Origin of the sequence: Micromonospora sp. NPDC005197 (assembly GCF_040608295.1) — a bacterium.
In the GTDB taxonomy this organism is placed as follows: Bacteria; Actinomycetota; Actinomycetes; order Mycobacteriales; family Micromonosporaceae; genus Micromonospora.
Genome location: NZ_JBEXHY010000045.1, coordinates 1 through 16,521 on the forward strand (window position 1 = coordinate 1; position 16,521 = coordinate 16,521).

Below are 16,521 nucleotides of genomic sequence, written 5' to 3' on the forward strand. Positions count from 1 at the left end.
CCCACTCCGGGCGGTCAGGCTTGATCCCTGCGTGGGCACGGTCGGCCGCAGCCCTGACCGGGGGGCCTCCGTGCGCCCGTGCCGGCTTTTTACGAGCTTTTGGGTGACCGCCTTGACGAAGGCGCTGCTCAGGGTGGCGGCTGTTTCTTCTGGGTCTTCGGCTCGCATGAGTGCGCCCAGCACGGCCACTCCGGCGGCTCCGGCGTCGACGCACGCGGTTACCTGTTCCGGGGTTTCAACCCCGCCCAGAGCCAGCAGAGGCGCCGGGCTGGCGCGCACCAGGTTGCCCAGTCCCGCGACGTTCAGGGGTGGGCCGTAGCCGGGCTTGGATTTTGTTGGCCAGACTGGGGAGACCGTGGCGTAGTGCTCGGTGGTGAGGCGGTTCAGCTCGGCCACGCTGTGGCAGGAGCGGCCGACCAGTTGGTGGGGCGGCGGCGGGTACGGGCCGGCGGCGGGCAGGTGGACGGCGTCGCCGCCGAGCTGGTCGGGGCCGGCCACGATGAGGGTCCCGTCGACGTCGGCGAGGATCGCGCGCAGGTCGACCGCGAGGGCGGCGCGCTCGGCGCGGGGCAGGTCCTTCTCCCGCAGTACGACCCACCGCACTCCCCCGGCGACCGCTCCCGCGACGACCCGTTCAAGCCCGCCCGTGGCGACCAGCCGATCGGTCAACAGGACCACCCCCGACGGCACCAACCCCGTCACAGGTCTGGTCTTCCCTCGTCGGGAGTGGACGGCAGGGCGTGGAAGCGGCGGGCGATCCGTCCCGCACCGGCGGCCAGTCGGCCCGCCTCGACGGCGTACCGCATCGCCGTGGCCATCGCCACCGGGTCGGCGGCCCGGGTCACCGCGCTGGCCAGCAAAACCGCGTCGCAGCCCAGCTCCATGGCCAGGGCCGCGTCGGACGCCGTGCCGATGCCGGCGTCCAGGATCACGGGGACGTCCACGCTCTGCCGGATCAGCCGGATGTGGTGCGGGTTGCCGATGCCGAGCCCGGAGCCGATCGGCGCCCCAGCGGGCATCACCGCGGCACAGCCCACGTCGGCGAGGCGGCGGGCCAGCACCGGGTCGTCACTCGTGTACGGCAGCACCGTGAAGCCGTCGGCGACCAGCTCCTCGGCGGCGCGGAGCAGTTCCACGCCGTCGGGCAGCAGCGTCCGCTCGTCGCCGATCACCTCCAACTTGACCCAGTCGGTGTCGAACGCGTCGCGCGCCAGCCGGGCCACCTTCACCGCCTCGGTCGCGGTGTGGCAGCCGGCGGTGTTCGGCAGCAGCCGTACGCCGCACCGGTCCAGCAGGTCGAGCAGCCCTCCGGCGGTGCCCGGGGCGGTGTCCACCCGGCGCAGCGCCAGCGTGACCAGCTCCGTACCGGACGCCCGGATCGCCTGTTCCAGCACGTGCAGGTTCGCGGCGCCGCCGGTGCCGAGGATCAACCGCGAGCAGAACGTGACCCCACCCAGTTCGAAGGACACGCCGCTCACCCGCCCTGCGCGGCGGTCAGCACCTCGACGCGGTCACCGTCGCGCAGCACCGTGCCCGGCCAGCCGGCCCGGGGCACCACCTCGCCGTTGACCGCGACCGCGACGCCACGCTGGTGCGGGGCGACGTCGCGGACCAGGTCGGCCACCGACGCGCCGCCGGGGACGCTGCGCCCGGCCCCGTTCACCGTCAACTCCACAGGTCCTCCTCGGTCGTCCGTCCAGGTCCGCTCACGTCGCCCGCGCCGGGCCGTGCCGCGTCGCCGGCCGGAGAGGCGACGGCGAACCGGCGTCCGCTCACGTCGCCCGCGTCGGGCCGTGCCGCGTCGCCGGTCCCGGTCGACGACGCGACGGCGAACCGGTCCGCGCCGAAGGGCGCGAGCAGCGGGTCGGGCACGCCGGTGGTCACCAGGTCGGCGATCTTCTCGGCGGTGATCGGGGTGAGCACGATGCCGTGCCGGTGGTGCCCGGTGGCGGCCAGGACGTCCGGCCGGCCGGGCAGCGGCCCGAGGATCGGCGCGTTGTCCGGCGTTGCGGGCCGCAGACCGGCGACCGCCTCGACCAGGTCGTACTCGGTCAGCTCGGGCAGCAGGTCGACACCAGCTCGCAGCAGCCGCAGCACCGCGCCGGCGGTGACGCTGGTGTCCGCGCGCTCCTCGACCGTCGCGCCGAGGACCACCTCGCCGTCGGCGCGGGGCACCAGGTAGACGTGCTCGCCGTCGGCGTACCCCCGGATCACGTGCCGGAAGCCCGGCGCGACGCCGCCGGGCGCGCGCAGCCGGAGGATCTGGCCCTTCACCGGCCGCACGGGCAGGCCGGTGAGCGCGGCGGCCCCGCAGCCGGCGGCGACCACGGTGACCCCCGCGTCGACGTCCGACAGCCGCCGGACCGGCTGCGGCACGAGCACCGCGCCGGCCCGCTGCGCGGCCGTGCGCAGCGCCGGCACCAGCAGCCGGGGGTCGACCTGGTGGTCGGTGGGCGCGAGCGCGCCGCCGCGCACCCGAGGGGCGAGCGCCGGTTCGCGGTCGCGCAGCTCGCTGGGGCGCAGCGGCGTCACCGGCAGACCCAACCCCTGTTGGTACGCCCAGAGCCGGCGTGCCTCGGCGAGGTCGTCGCCGGTCAGCCCGACCATCAGGGTGCCCTCGGTCCGGTAGCCGATCTCGGTGCCGCTCGCCTCGGTCAGCTCGGCGGTGAACCCGGGCCAGCGGGCGGCGGACGCCACCAGCAACTCGGTCAGCCGCCGCTCACCGAAGTACGCCTCGGCGACCGGGGAGAGCATGCCGGCGGCGACGGCCGATGCCCCCGACCCGGGAGCCGGGTCGTGCACCTCGACGCGCAACCCCCGGATGGCACAGCGCCACGCGATGGCCAGTCCAATCGGGCCCGCGCCGACCACCGCCACATCGGTGCGCGTCACGCCAGCGCCCGCAGCAGGTCGGCGGTCGCCCGCGCGGGGTCGGCGGCGTCGGAGAGCGCGCCGACCACCGCCACCCCGTACGCCCCGGCGGCCCGCAGCGCCGGCACCCGGTCGGCGGTCACCCCGCCGATCGCGATGACCGGCACGTCGACGGCGTCGGCGACGGCGCGGACGCCCGCGGGCCCGATGGGATCCGGCAGGCCGTTCTTGGTGCTGGTGGCGTGGCATGGGCCGACGCCCAGGTAGCTGGCCCCGGCGGTGACCGCCTCGACCGCCGTCTGCGGCGCGCGTGCGGTGGCGCCGAGCACTCCGGTCGGGCCGAGCACGTGCCGGGCGGCGGCGACCGGCAGGTCGTCGGCCCCGACGTGCCCACCGGCGGCGCCCACCGCGAGCGCCACGTGCAGCCGGTCGTTGACCAGGCAGGTCGCTCCGTACGGCGCGCAGAGCGCCAGCACCCGGCCGGCCAGGTCGTACGCCTCGCGATCGGTCGCGGAGTCCTCCACCCGGACCTGCACGACGAGGTCGGCGCGGGCCGCCGCGAGGGCGGCCCGGACCACGGTGAGTGGGTCACGCCCGGGTCGGGTGTCGGTGATCAGATGCAGTCGTCCAAGGGACGGCACGGCAACACTCCTCCCTGCGCCGGCATTACCCGGATCAGGTTCGACGGTCGGGGGCTGTCAGCCCCCCTCTCAGCCCGGTACACCGGGCTCCCGTGGGTTACTTGCTTGTCACCGTACGACAGTTCCGCCGGTCTGCCAAGGGAGCGGCCGCCGGCCGGACACGGCTCCATCGATGGGGTACTTTCTCCGGTCCTGTTCGGAATGTCGCACGCCGTTGCAGAACCGTTACCGGCCGGCATCTTGCCCGACATGGATACACCAGAATTAATTTGTTCAGCGATTCGACAAAATGCCGGTGGGGACGCCCTGGCACGGCCTCCCCGCCGGCTCCATCCGGGACGGTCTTCGGCAGCCGGCCCCCGCGATTCCTGTCCACCGCGACATTGGAGGCGGCGTGTCCCGTTCTCGTCGTACCCGTTTACCACTCACCGCTACCCTGCTCTCCCTAGCGCTCGCCTCGACGACCCTGCTCGGGTCGCCGGCGCAGGCGGCTCCGGCCGCGGCGCAGGTCCCCCCGCGAGACGCGCAGGCCGCGGCTCCGGTCACCCAGGTGGTGCCGAAGGCACCGAAGGCCGCAGCGGCCGACCCCTACTCCGTCCTGGTCTTCTCCAAGACCGCCGGCTTTCGGCACGACTCCATCCCCACCGGCATCGCCGCCATCCAGCAGCTCGGCGCGGCGAACGGGTTCACAGTGGACACCACTGAGGACGGCGCCTCGTTCAACGACGCCAACCTCGCCAAGTACAAGGCCGTGATCTGGCTCTCCACCACCGGTGACGTCCTCGACGCCGACCAGCAGGCGGCCTTCGAGCGCTACGTGCGGGCCGGCGGCGGTTACGCCGGCGTCCACGCCGCCTCGGACACCGAGTACAGCTGGGCCTGGTACGGCGACCTGGTCGGCGCGTACTTCGCCAACCACCCGCAGAACCAGCAGGCCACCGTCAAGGTGGAGGACCACGCCCACCCGTCCACCGCCGAACTGCCGGACCGCTGGTCCCGGTTCGACGAGTGGTACAACTTCCAGACCAACCCCCGGCCGGACGTGCACGTGCTGGCCAGCCTGGACGAGAAGAGCTACACCCCGGGCGCCGGCGCGATGGGCGCCGACCACCCGACCGCGTGGTGCCAGGACTTCGACGGTGGCCGCTCCTGGTACACCGGCGGCGGGCACACCCGGGAGTCGTACGCCGAGCCCGAGTTCCTCAAGCACCTGCTCGGCGGCATCCAGACGGCGGCCGGCGTGGTCGACGCCGACTGCGGCGCCTCGAAGACGTCCAGCTTCGAGAAGGTCACGCTGGACAGCAACACAAGCAACCCGATGGAGCTGGACATCGCCCCCGACGGGCGGGTCTTCTACATCGAGCGCGACGGCCGGGTGCAGATCATCAAGCCCGACACCGGCAGCACCGTCACCGCCGTCGACCTGGACGTCTTCACCGGCAACGAGGACGGCCTCATCGGCATCCGGCTCGACCCGGACTTCGCCACCAACAAGTGGGTGTATCTCTACTACGCCCCGAACGACGGCGTCACCCGCAACCTGCTGTCCCGGTTCACGGTGACCGGCGACACCATCGACCCGGCGAGCGAGAAGCAGGTGCTGCGGGTCGACACCCAGCGCAACACCTGCTGCCACGCGGGCGGCAGCATGACCTTCGACAGCGCCGGCAACCTCTACCTGGCCACCGGTGACAACACCAACCCGTTCGAGTCGAACGCGTACTCGCCGCTCGACGAGCGGCCGGGCCGTCAGGACTACGACTCGCAGCGCACCTCCGCCAACACGAACGACCTGCGCGGCAAGGTGATCCGGATCCACCCGGAGGACGACGGGACGTACACCGTTCCGACCGGCAACCTCTTCGCGCCGGGCACCGAGAAGACCCGTCCCGAGATCTACGCGATGGGCTTCCGCAACCCGTTCCGGATCGGCACCGACCCGAAGACCGACACGCTGTACGTCGGGGACTACGGGCCGGACGCCAACGCGGACAACCCGAACCGGGGCCCCCGCGGTCTGGTCGAGTGGAACGTCGTGACCCCCGGCAACTACGGCTGGCCGTACTGCACCGGGACGAACGAGGCGTACAACGACTACACGTTCCCGTCCGGCCCGAGCGGTCCGAAGTTCGACTGCGCCGCGCCGGTGAACAACTCGCCCAACAACACCGGCCTGACCAACCTCCCGCCGGTCGTCCCGGCCACCGTCGACTACGGCTACGCCGGTGACGCGCGGTACCCGGAGATCGGTGGCGGTGGCGCCCCGATGGGCGGTCCGGCCTACCGGTACGACGCCAACCTCAACTCCACCCGCAAGTGGCCGGCCTACTACGACGGCAAGGCGCTGCTCGGCGAGTGGAACCAGAACAAGATGTACACGATGCAGATGACCGCCGACGGCAAGTCGTTGGTGGACATCAACCAGCTGCTCACCGGTATGCGCATGATCCGGCCGATGGACTTCGAGTTCGGCCCGGACGGCGCGCTCTACCTGATCGAGTGGGGCACGGGCTTCGGCGGCAACAACGACGACTCCGGCATCTACCGGATCGACTACACCGCCGGCGACCGCGCACCGATTGCCGCGGCGTCCGCCAACCCGACCTCGGGGCCGGCGCCGTTGACGGTCGCCTTCTCCAGCGCCGGCTCCCGGGACCCGGACGGCGGCGCGCTCACCTACGCCTGGACCTTCGGCGACGGGCAGACCTCCACCGAGGCCAACCCGACGCACACGTACGCCACGGCGGGCAACTACACCGCCCAGCTCACCGTGACCAACCCGAAGGGCCGTACCGCGGTGGCCAACGTGCCGGTCACCGTGGGCAACACCGCACCGACGGTGAGCATCGAGTTCCCGCCGGACGGTGGCTTCTTCAACTGGGGTGACCAGGTCCGCTACACGGTCAAGGTGACCGACCCCGAGGACGGGCAGATCGACTGCGCCCGGGTGAACCTGCAGGTGCTGCTCGGTCACGACGAGCACGCCCACCCGCTGGAGCAGCACACCGGCTGCACCGGCACCGTCCAGACGTCGCTCGCCTCCGGGCACGGCGCCGAGGCGAACGTGTTCGCGGTCTTCGAGGCCACCTACACCGACAAGGGCGGGGCCGGCGGGTCCGGCGCGCTCACCGGCCGGGACATCGAGATCCTGCAGCCCAAGCAGAAGCAGGCCGAGTACTTCACGGCCACCGGACGGGTGCCGGGCGGCACCGGCGGCGGAGACGCCGGCGTGCAGCGGGAGACCGGGGCCGACACCGCAGGTGGCGGCCAGAACATCGGGTTCATCGAGGACGGCGACTGGTGGTCGATCGTCCCGGCGAACCTGACGAACATCACCGAGATCCGGTTCCGGGCCGCCTCGGCCGCCGCCGGCGGTCGGATCGAGGTCCACGCGGGCGCCGTCGACGGACCGGTCGTGGCCACGGCCACCGTTCCGGCGACCGGCGCGTGGCAGACGTACACGGACGTGAGCGCGCCGGTCACCGGTGCCGCGAGCGGCTCGCTGTACTTCGTGGCCCGCGATCCGAACGGCGGAACGGGTTCCCTGTTCAACGTCAACTGGATGGACTTCGTCGGCCGCGGCGTCACCGAGAACGGGCCGCCGGTGGTCACCGCCACCGCGACCCCGGCCACCGGCACCGTGCCGGTCACCGTCTCCTTCGACGGCACGGCCACCGACGCCGAGGGCGACACCCCGCTGACGTACGCCTGGGACTTCGGTGACGGCGGTACGGCGTCCACCCTGGACGCCAGCCACACGTACACCAGCGTGGGAGCCTTCACGGCCACCCTCACGGTGACCGACAGCAAGGGCGCCAAGTCGTACGCCACGGTGCCGGTGCGGGTGAACGCGCCGGACACGTCCTGCTTCGGGGCGCGTTCGGACGACTTCAACGGCACCAGCCTCGACAAGGGCCGGTGGACCAGCGTGGTCCGGGAGAACCAGCTCTACTCGGTCAGTGGCGGCGCGCTGCGGCTGCCGACCGGGGTCGGTGACCTCTACGGCGCGCGCAACGACGCCACCAACCTGGTGCTCCAGGCGGCTCCGAGCGGCGCCTGGGAGATGACCACCAAGGTCACCCTGCCGGTGACGGCCAACTACCAGCAGGCTGGCCTGCTGGTCTACGGCGACGACGACAACTACGCCAAGCTGGACCTGCTCTACAACGGCAGCCGGCGGGTGGAGTTCATCCGGGAGACGGCCGGAACGCCGCGCAACGACGCTGCCGACAACGCCGCCGCACCGGCGGGTGACACCGTGTACCTGCGGATCACCAGCGACGGGACGAACCTGACCGCGGCCTTCTCGGGCGACGGGCAGACCTTCACCCCGGCCGGCCGGTCGGCCGCGCTCGCCGGCATCACCAACCCGCGGATCGGGGTCTTCGCGCTCAACGGAGGCACCGAGGCACCAGTGGTCGACGCGGCGTTCGACTCGTTCCAGGTCACGCCGGACGCCCCGGCCGGCCCGATCGACCCGTCGGACGAGTTCACCGGCGACACGCTGGACAAGTGCCGGTGGGACGCGATCCTGCGGGAGGACCCGAACGGTTACCGGGTCACCGGTGGCGCGTTGCGGATCGACGTGCCGAACGGTGACATCTACGGCACCAGCAACACCGGGCCGAAGAACTTCATCCTCCAGACCGCGCCCTCGGGCGACTGGACCCTGGAGACGGCTGTCGACGGCAGCCTGCTGAACGAGCAGTACCAGCAGGCCGGTCTGCTCGTGCAGGCGGACGACGACAACTACCTGAAGTTCGACTTCATCGCGGACAACCAGGCCGGCCAGACGGTGACGCGGCGGATCGAGTTCCGCAGCGAGATCGGCGGCGTCGTCCAGAACCCGCAGCCGGAGGCCACAAGCCTCACCTCGGCGGTGTGGCACCTGCGGCTGGCCCGCAGCGGCGACACCTTCACGGCGTCGTACTCGGCCGACGGGACGACCTGGACCACGCTGGAGGCGCTGACCAACAGCGCGGTCGGGGCCACCCCGAAGGTCGGTCTGTTCACCCTCGGCGCCAACCAGACGGCGTCGAAGACGGCCTCGTTCGACTACTTCCGGCTGAGCACCAAGGTGGTCACCGACGAGACCGCTCCGGTGACGACGGCGGCGGTGTCCGGCACCCCCACCGACGGGTGGTACACCGGGCCGGTGACGGTCACCCTGACCGCCGCCGACGAGGCCGGCGGCAGCGGACTGGCCGGTACGGCGTACCAGCTGGACGGGGCCACCACCTGGACCGACTACACCGCTCCGGTGACGGTCAGCGGGGACGGCGAGCACGAGCTGCGATTCCGCTCGACGGACCAGGCGGGCAACGTGGAGTCGACGAAGACCGTCTCGGTCAAGATCGACGCCACCGCGCCGGTCACCACGGCGACGTTCGCTCCGGCGAACGACGCGGGCTGGCACAACGGAACGATCCCGGTGGTGCTGACCTCGACCGACGCCGGTTCCGGAGTCAAGACGGTCGAGTGGTCGCTGGATGGAGGCGCGTGGACGCCGTACTCGAAGCCGGTCGAGGTGACCGGTGACGGGCAGCACGAGCTGCTGTACCGCTCCACCGACAAGGCGGGCAACGCCGAGACGCTCAAGTCGGCGATCCTGAAGATCGACGGCACCAAGCCGACGCTGCTGGTCTCCGGTATCGCCGACGGCCAGCTCTACGGGGACAGCCAGGACGTTCGGGTGTCCTGGCAGGCCGTCGACCCGACCTCGGGCATCGCGACCGTGGTCGGCCAACTGGACGGCAAGGCGTACGCCAGCGGCACCCTGCAGGCCATGTACGAGCTGCCGCTCGGCCTGCACGAGCTGACCGTCACCGCGACCGACAAGGCCGGCAACACGACGACCTCGGCGGTCCGGTTCTTCGTCACCACCTCGTTCCGGGACATGCAGTTCCTGCTGGACCGGTTCAAGGCGACGGGGCGGCTCTCGGCCAAGGCCCACAAGGATCTGACGAACAAGCTCGACGCCGTTCGTAAGGCCGAGGCGGCGGGCAACGACAACAAGGCGCTCAAGGAACTGACCGCATTCCGGAAGCTCGCCGCGGACACCAAGCTGGTGACCGAGGCGGAGATCCGGGACGTGCTGATCCGCGACGCCGACGCCATGACGGTGCGGCTCGGCGGAACGCCGGCCAGCAACGCCGGGGTCAAGGCGAACGACGGCAAACCCGTCAAGGGTGCCGGGCGACTGAGTGGCGACGTCACCCGGCTCGCTCCGGGCCGCCAGCTCTGATCCGACGAGGCCCCTCCCCGACGCCACGGTGTCGGGGAGGGGCCTCCCTCATCCGTAGTGAGGAGATGTCCGTGACGGGTATCCGCAAGGTGGTCGCCGCCGTGTTCGCCGGACTGGCCCTGACCCTGTTCGCCGCGGTCCCGGCGGCCGCCCAAGCCGACAAACTCAAGCTGACGGTGGCCGGCGACGGCGCCGAGGGGGTCACCATCCAGGCCACCTACACCGATGGCCGCCGGCTGGACCAGCTGGTGCGGTTGGTGCTCACCGCCACCGGCCCGGACGGGCAGCGGGTCGGGCCGGTGCAACTGGAGCCACAGCCCGAGGGACAGGGCTTCTACAGCAGCGGCCCGGTGCTCTCCACCGGCACGTGGAAGGTGACGGTGAACTCCCCCGCTCCGCTGCAGGGCAAGGCCACCGCCACGGTGCAGGCCCGGGCGGCGCAGTCACCTCCGGCCCCCAGACCGGTCGCGGTGACCGCGGACGGGACCGGCGACCGCGGGGCGGGCGCCGGCTGGTGGCCGTTCGCGGCGGCCGGCCTCGTGCTGGTCGCCGCGGCGATGGGGGCGGCCATGCTGTTCGGCCGCCGCCGCACCTGGACGCCGAACGACTGACCGACCGGCGCTCCGGCGCCACTGAAACGACCGGGCCGGGCCGCGACGAGCGGCCCGGCCCGGTGTCGTTCAGGCGACCACGCGCCCGCCGCGCTCAGAGGATGGCGCGCAGCGCCGCCAGGTCGTCGTCGCTGGGCTCCCAGGTGCCGGCGGCGGCGTTCGCGTACACCTGCTCGGGCGTGGTGGCGCCGGCGATCACCGAGGTCACCGCCGGCTGGGCGGCCAACCCGCCGATCGCCACCTGGAGCATGGTCAGACCCCGCTCGGCCGCGTACGCCTCGATCGCCTCGATGGTGTCCCAGTCGGCCGCGGCGAGCCGGTCGGCGTACCGGCCACCGCCGGAGAGCCGGCTGCCGGCCGGCGGCTGCCCGCTGCGCTTGTACTTGCCGGTGAGCAGGCCGTTGGCGAGCGGGAAGAACGGCAGCATGCCGAGGCCGAACCGCTCGCAGGCCGGGATCACCTCGGCCTCCACGGACCGCTCCAGCAGGCTGTAGTGGTTCTGCGCGCTGATGAAGCGGGACCGGCCGTTGGACGAGGCGACCCAGTCGGCGTCGGCGATCTGCCAGCCGGCGAAGTTGGAGTTGCCCAGGTAGCGGACCTTGCCGTCGCGGACCAGATCGTCGAGGGCCGCGAGGGTCTCGTCGATCGGGGTGCCCGGGTCGGGCTCGTGCATCTGGTACAGGTCGATGTGGTCGGTGCCGAGCCGGCGCAGCGACGCCTCCACCGCGCGGGCGATGTACCGCCGCGAACCCCGGGCGCCGAAGTCCGGACCGTTGAGGCCGTTCATGTCCATGCCGAACTTGGTGGCCACCACCACGTCGTCCCGGCGTCCCTTGAGCGCCTGCCCGAGCAGCTCCTCGGAGCCGCCCTGCGGCTCGCCGTAGATGTCGGCGGTGTCGAAGAGGTTGATCCCGACGTCAAGGGCGGCGTCCACGACCGCGCGGGTGCCATCGAGGTCGAGCTTGCGGCCGAAGTTGTTGCAGCCGATCCCGACGACGGACACCACGAGCCCGGAGTCGCCCAGCCGGCGATAGGTCATCTCAGTCACGAGATCCACCCTATGCCGGCCGGACGCACCGCCGCCCGGTGACCGCTCAGCCCACGTCCCAGACCGGCTCCGGGGTCTCCACCACCTCGCTGTCGCCCCGGAACAGCACGAACCGGTCGAAGGAGCGGGTGAACCACCGGTCGTGGGTGACCGCCACCACCGTCCCCTCGAACGCGTTCAGGCCCGCTTCCAGCGCCTCGGCGCTGGCCAGGTCGAGGTTGTCGGTGGGCTCGTCGAGCAGCAGCAGGGTCGCGCCGGACAGCTCCAACAGCAGCACCAGGAACCGGGCCTGCTGCCCGCCGGAGAGCGTGCCGAAGCGCTGGTCGCCCTGCCCGGCCAGCTCGTAGCGGCTGAGCACCCCCATCGCCGCGTGCCGGTCCATCCCGGTGCGGTGCTCGTCACCCCGCCACAGGATCTCGACGAGCGTCTTGCCCATCAGCTCCGGTCGGTCGTGGGTCTGCGAGAAGTGGCCGGGGCGGACCCGGGCGCCGAGCCGGGCGGTGCCGTCGTGCGTCACCGGGGCGAGCGCGCCCGCCCCGTCGACCGGTCCGTTCGCCGGGTCGGGATCGGTGCCACCCCGGGCCAGCAGCCGCAGGAAGTGCGACTTGCCGGTGCCGTTGGCGCCGAGCACCGCCACCCGGTCGCCGTACCAGATCTCCAGGTCGAAGGGGAAGGTCAGGCCGTCCAGCTCCAGCTGGTCGCAGACGACCGCGCGCTTGCCGGTTCGCCCGCCGGTCAGCCGCATCCGGATGTCCTGGTCCTTCGGCGGTACGGGCGGCGGCCCGGCCTCCTCGAACTTGCGCAACCGGGTCTGCGCGGCCTGGTAGCGCGAGGCCAACCCGTCGTTGTACGCGGCCTTCTGCTTGTACATCAGCATCAGCTCGCGCAGCTTCTGGTGCTCCTCGTCCCAGCGCCGGCGCAGCTCGTCGAGACGGGCGTGCCGGGCCACCCGCGCCTCGTACCAACTGGCGAAGCCACCGGGATGCACCCAGGCGCTGCCGCCCTCCACGGCCACCACCCGGGCGGCGCTCTGGGCCAGCAGCTCGCGGTCGTGCGAGACGTAGAGCACCGACTTGGTGGACTCGCGCAGCCGCGCCTCCAGCCAGCGCTTGCCGGGCACGTCGAGGAAGTTGTCCGGTTCGTCGAGCAGCAGCACCTCGTCCGGGCCGCGCAGCAGCAACTCCAGGGCGAAGCGCTTCTGCTGGCCGCCGGAGAGGGTACGCACCGGCCGGTCCCGTACGGCGTCCCACGGCTGGTTGAGCACGATGGTCGCGACGGTGTCGAAGAGCACCTCGGCGTCGTACCCGCCGGCCTCGCCCCAGGCGCCGAGCGCGTCGGCGTACGCCAGCTGGGCCTTTCCGGCGGCGCTGCTGAACTTGCCGCGGACCTCGGCCGCCCGCATGGCCGTCTCGGTCTCGGCGAGCCGGCGGCCGGCGTCGCGCAGCGGTGGCGGGGCGAGCGACAGCGCCAGGTCGGCCAGCGTCGTCTCGTCGCCGATCATGCCGATGAACTGGCGCATCACGCCCAGCCCGCCGGCCCGCGCGACCGTGCCGGTACGCACCGGCAGGTCACCGGCGACCATCCGCAGCAGGGTCGTCTTTCCCGCGCCGTTCGGCCCGACCAGGGCGACCTTGGCGCCCTCACCGACCCGGAACGACACGTCGGCGAAGAGTTCCCGACCGTCGGGCAGGATGTGCCCGACCGCTGCCACGTCCACGTATCCCACGCCGGGATCCTGCCCCAGCCAGGGCCGGGAGGGACATCCAATTACCGGGTGACCCGCAGCACCCGGAAGCCCTTCTGGCTGGCGTGCCGCTCGACCTGCCAACCCTGGTCGACGATCCAGCGGTGCAGCGAGTCGCCGCCGAGGTGGCGGGCGACGACCAGCCAGCCGACGCCGTCCGGGGCGAGTCGGGGCAGCCAACGCAGCAACAGCTCGTGCAACTCGTCCTTGCCGATGCGGATGGGCGGGTTGGACCACAGCTGCGCGAACCGGAGGTCCGCCGGCACGTCGTCCGGTGCGCTGACCCGGACCCGGTCGGCGGCGCCGATCCGGGCCGCGTTGACGGCGGTCAGTTCGCGGGCGCGGGCGTTGACGTCGACCGCCCAGACGGTGCTCGCCGGTGCCACGTCGGCCAGCACGCAGGCGATCGGGCCGAACCCGCAGCCGAGGTCGAGCAGGTCACCGGTGGTGTCGGCGGCGGGCAGCTCGGCCTTGCGCAGGAGCACCGCCGTGCCGGGGTCGAGGCGGCTGGCGGAGAAGACGCCGCCGGCCGAGACGAGCTGGTAGTCGCGGTCGGCGACAGAGAACTCGACTTCGCGCGCCGGCGCGTCGCTGGCGGGCTGCGCGGTGAAGTAATGGTCGCCGGTCACGCCGGCAATTCTCGCACCGGCCCGGGTCGGCCACGACACGGCCCACAGCCGCATTTCCCAATATTACCCCCTAAAGGGACAATGGCTCCTACTCTAGGCGACATGGTGTATCGGTACGAGTCCGAAGAGGACGCATTCGAGGACCCGGAGCCCGGCTCCGACCTGGCCGTGCTCGGCGCCGGTCCGCCTCCGCCGGCCGGCCCCTCACCGTCCCGGTTTCCCGCTCCGTCGCTGCCCCGACCCAACCAGCTGATGCTGCCGTCGACCCAGCCGCCGCCGGTCACCCGCGTCAGCACCCCGGTCGCGGCCCCCCGCAGCCAGGTCTACACCTCGGCCCAGCCGGTGGAGCCGCCCGCGCGGCGCGGCGGCGGGCGACTCTGGCAGGTGCTGGTCGGCGGTGCGGCCGTCCTGGTCCTGCTCGCGCTCTGCGGTCTGGGCGCCGCCGCGCTGCTGGTGGACAACAAGCCGGCGCCACAGGCCACCCCGACGTACCAGCCGAACGTCGCCGCGTCCGCTTCCGCGCAGCGGCAGGATCTCGACTCGCGGGACACCGACCAGGCGCCGCTCACCGCGAAGGAACTCTTTCCCGGCAAGGAGTTGAAGCTCGCCGACGGCCAGCCCGCCTACGAGATCCTCAAGACGCACTCCAGCGGCAGTTGCGCCGTCGCCGCCACCGACGAGGTGGCCGACCTGCTGGTCCGGCTCGGCTGCAACCAGGTCGTCCGGGCGACGTTGCGGGCTCCCGGCGGCGACCACCTGGTCACCGCCGGCCTGTTCAACCTCACCGACAAGGTCAGCGCCGAACGGGCCCGGGACCGGATCCGGCAACTCCTCGACGACCGGCAGGGCCGGTTCCGGGGGCTGTCCGCCGGCGACGACGCGGATGTCCTGGCCACCGCCCCGGCACGGGTCGGCTGGCAGGTCCGGGGCCACTACCTGGTGTACGCGCTGGTGGTCCGCGCGGACGGAGCCGCGGTCAAGTCCGGCGACACCAAGATCCGGGAGATCCTGTTCGACATGATCGAGGCGCACCTCAGCCGAGGCGTCCTGCAACGGCGGGCCGACAGCCGCACGGCCGGACAACCAACGGCAGCGCCGACCGAGAGCGGCGGAACCCAGAGCGGCAGCAGCAGCGGCGACGGCGAACTGCCCGGAGACTGATCCGCGCCTCCGCCCGACCGGTGTGCCGCCGACCGGTGGCACACCCGTCGTCGTCCGCTGCCGCCGTCGTCAGCCTTCTCGACGGGCGGACGAGGTCGCGGCCGCCGTTGTCAGCCCTCGACGGGCACGCGCAGGCGGCGGGTCAGGTCGGCGCGGCGGGCGTAGTCGGCCGGGTCGGCCGGGTAGCCGACCGCGACCAGGGTGAGCCCGTGCGCCGGGGCCACCGTCACCTCGCTGGAACGCTCCTGCCGGTCGAGCAGGCTGCCCGGCCACTGGACCGCCCGACGGCCGTCGCCGGCCGCGAGCATCGCCCCCACGAGGCTGCGGACCATCGCCTGGCAGAACGCGTCCGCCTGCACGGTGGCGACCAGGATGCCGTCCGGGTCGCGCCGCCAGTCCAGCCGGGTCACCTCGCGCAGCGTCGTCGCGTTCTCCTTGCGCCGGCAGTACGCGGCGAAGTCGTGCTCACCGACCAGACCGGCCGCGGCGGCGTTCAGGGCGGCCAGGTCCAGCGGTCGCGGCCAGGCCAGCACCTCGTGCCGGCGTAGCGGCTCGGCGCCGTACGGGGCGTCGGTCACCCGGTACTCGTAGCGCCGGAAGGTGGCCGAGAACCGGGCGTCGAAGTCGGCCGGCACCTCCGACATCGCCCGTACCCGCACGTCGGTGGGGAGCAGCCGCGCGAGCCGGCGCAGCAGCCGTCCGTCGTGCTGCCGCCACACCTCGGCGGGGAGGTCCAGGTGGCAGACCTGCCCGGTGGCGTGCACCCCCGCGTCGGTGCGACCCGCGACGGTCAGACCGGTCGCCGTGCCCGCGCCGAGGACCAGGTCCAGGGTCTCGACGAGCACCCCGGCGACGGTCCGCCGGGTCGGCTGGGGCGCCCAGCCGGAGAAACCGGCGCCGTCGTACGAGACGTCCAACCGCAGCCGGATCCGCTCGTCCACCTCGTACCTCCTGTTACGGGTCGGGCCCGGCACCCCGATGGGGGTGCCGGGCCCGACGTTGCCCTTGATCAGGCCTTGTTCTCGGTGGCCTCGTCGCTGTCCTCGCGGGCGGCGTCGGTGTCACCGGACGCCGACGCCGGCGCCTCGGAGTCCTGGTCGGCCGGGGCCGACTGCGGGGCCTCCTCGGCCGGGGCGAGCGCCTCGACCTTGTCCTGCTGCGCGGCCTTGCGGGCGGCGGTCTTCTTGTTCACCTTCGGCTCGGCGACCTGAAGCTCCTCCACCAGCTCGATGATGGCCATCGGCGCGTTGTCACCCTTGCGCGGACCGGTCTTCACGATCCGGGTGTAACCGCCGGGGCGGTTGGAGTACCGGGGCGCGATCTGGTCGAACAGGGCGTAGACAACGTCCTTGTCCTTGACGACACCCAGCACCCGCCGCCGCGAGGCGAGGTCACCGCGCTTGGCCTTGGTGATGAGCTGCTCGGCCAGCGGACGCAGCCGGCGGGCCTTCGTCTCGGTGGTCTGGATCTTGCCGTGCTGGAACAGCGCGGTCGCCAGGTTGGCGAGCATCAGCCGCTCGTGCGAGGGGCTGCCGCCGAGGCGGGGGCCCTTGGTGGGCGTGGGCATTTTTG

General features: G+C 72.6%; 13 protein-coding genes and 1 riboswitch. Of the genes, 3 read left to right on the forward strand and 10 right to left on the reverse strand.

Translation table 11 applies throughout. The features are described from left to right. The 5 genes from ABZU46_RS16825 to thiE all read right to left on the reverse strand — a co-directional run. The coding region (locus ABZU46_RS16825) for a thiamine phosphate synthase (RefSeq protein ID WP_354858610.1) at nucleotides 1-702 on the reverse strand (702 nt) is incomplete at its 3' end. Beyond that, nucleotides 699-1,478, reverse strand: a complete 780-nt coding sequence (locus ABZU46_RS16830) for a thiazole synthase (RefSeq protein ID WP_354858613.1) — start codon at nucleotides 1,476-1,478, stop codon at nucleotides 699-701. The genes ABZU46_RS16830 and ABZU46_RS16825, both read right to left, overlap by 4 nt. Continuing rightward, nucleotides 1,475-1,675, reverse strand: a complete 201-nt coding sequence (gene thiS / locus ABZU46_RS16835) for a sulfur carrier protein ThiS (protein ID WP_234583421.1) — start codon at nucleotides 1,673-1,675, stop codon at nucleotides 1,475-1,477. The genes ABZU46_RS16830 and thiS overlap by 4 nt, the downstream gene beginning before the upstream one ends. After that, nucleotides 1,666-2,892, reverse strand: a complete 1,227-nt coding sequence (gene thiO / locus ABZU46_RS16840; RefSeq protein ID WP_354858616.1) for a glycine oxidase ThiO — start codon at nucleotides 2,890-2,892, stop codon at nucleotides 1,666-1,668. Before thiO ends, thiS begins: the two co-directional genes overlap by 10 nt. Further along, nucleotides 2,889-3,512: a thiamine phosphate synthase gene (gene thiE, locus ABZU46_RS16845; protein ID WP_354858619.1), complete on the reverse strand. Its 624-nt coding sequence runs from the start codon at nucleotides 3,510-3,512 to the stop codon at nucleotides 2,889-2,891. The genes thiO and thiE overlap by 4 nt, the downstream gene beginning before the upstream one ends. Next, nucleotides 3,507-3,616: riboswitch (TPP riboswitch) on the reverse strand. It overlaps the preceding gene by 6 nt. A gap of 290 nt (nucleotides 3,617-3,906) precedes the next feature. On the opposite strand from thiE, the gene ABZU46_RS16850 reads away from it, so the two are divergent. Continuing rightward, a complete protein-coding gene (locus tag ABZU46_RS16850) occupies nucleotides 3,907-9,756 on the forward strand; it encodes a ThuA domain-containing protein (RefSeq protein ID WP_354858621.1) in 5,850 nt (1,949 codons plus the stop codon). Between the two features lie 65 nt (nucleotides 9,757-9,821). Then, the gene (locus tag ABZU46_RS16855; RefSeq protein ID WP_354858623.1) at nucleotides 9,822-10,367 is read left to right on the forward strand and encodes a hypothetical protein; all 546 of its coding nucleotides are present in this window, start codon (nucleotides 9,822-9,824) and stop codon (nucleotides 10,365-10,367) included. A 94-nt stretch (nucleotides 10,368-10,461) separates the two neighbouring features. Here the strand turns inward: ABZU46_RS16855 and ABZU46_RS16860 are convergent, their stop codons facing one another. From ABZU46_RS16860 to ABZU46_RS16870, 3 genes are read right to left on the reverse strand one after another with little or no spacing between them, the layout of a single operon-like run. Then, nucleotides 10,462-11,424: an aldo/keto reductase gene (locus ABZU46_RS16860; RefSeq protein WP_354858626.1), complete on the reverse strand. Its 963-nt coding sequence runs from the start codon at nucleotides 11,422-11,424 to the stop codon at nucleotides 10,462-10,464. A gap of 37 nt (nucleotides 11,425-11,461) precedes the next feature. Next, nucleotides 11,462-13,141 carry an ATP-binding cassette domain-containing protein gene (locus ABZU46_RS16865; RefSeq protein ID WP_354858628.1) on the reverse strand — a complete coding sequence of 560 codons (1,680 nt, stop codon included), beginning with the start codon at nucleotides 13,139-13,141 and terminating at the stop codon, nucleotides 11,462-11,464. Between the two features lie 41 nt (nucleotides 13,142-13,182). After that, nucleotides 13,183-13,788, reverse strand: coding sequence for a methyltransferase (locus ABZU46_RS16870; RefSeq protein ID WP_354858630.1), 606 nt, complete (start codon nucleotides 13,786-13,788; stop codon nucleotides 13,183-13,185). A 102-nt stretch (nucleotides 13,789-13,890) separates the two neighbouring features. Here ABZU46_RS16870 and ABZU46_RS16875 point away from each other — a divergent pair, with 102 nt between their 5' ends. Further along, the gene (locus ABZU46_RS16875) at nucleotides 13,891-14,949 is read left to right on the forward strand and encodes a hypothetical protein (RefSeq protein WP_354858633.1); all 1,059 of its coding nucleotides are present in this window, start codon (nucleotides 13,891-13,893) and stop codon (nucleotides 14,947-14,949) included. 110 nt (nucleotides 14,950-15,059) lie between these two features. Here ABZU46_RS16875 and truA read toward each other — a convergent pair whose 3' ends face one another. Together truA and rplQ are read right to left on the reverse strand one after the other, a co-directional pair. Beyond that, nucleotides 15,060-15,890: a tRNA pseudouridine(38-40) synthase TruA gene (truA, locus tag ABZU46_RS16880; protein WP_354858636.1), complete on the reverse strand. Its 831-nt coding sequence runs from the start codon at nucleotides 15,888-15,890 to the stop codon at nucleotides 15,060-15,062. A 68-nt stretch (nucleotides 15,891-15,958) separates the two neighbouring features. Beyond that, nucleotides 15,959-16,516, reverse strand: coding sequence for a 50S ribosomal protein L17 (rplQ, locus tag ABZU46_RS16885; protein WP_354858638.1), 558 nt, complete (start codon nucleotides 16,514-16,516; stop codon nucleotides 15,959-15,961). Between the last annotated feature and the right edge of the window lie 5 nt (nucleotides 16,517-16,521).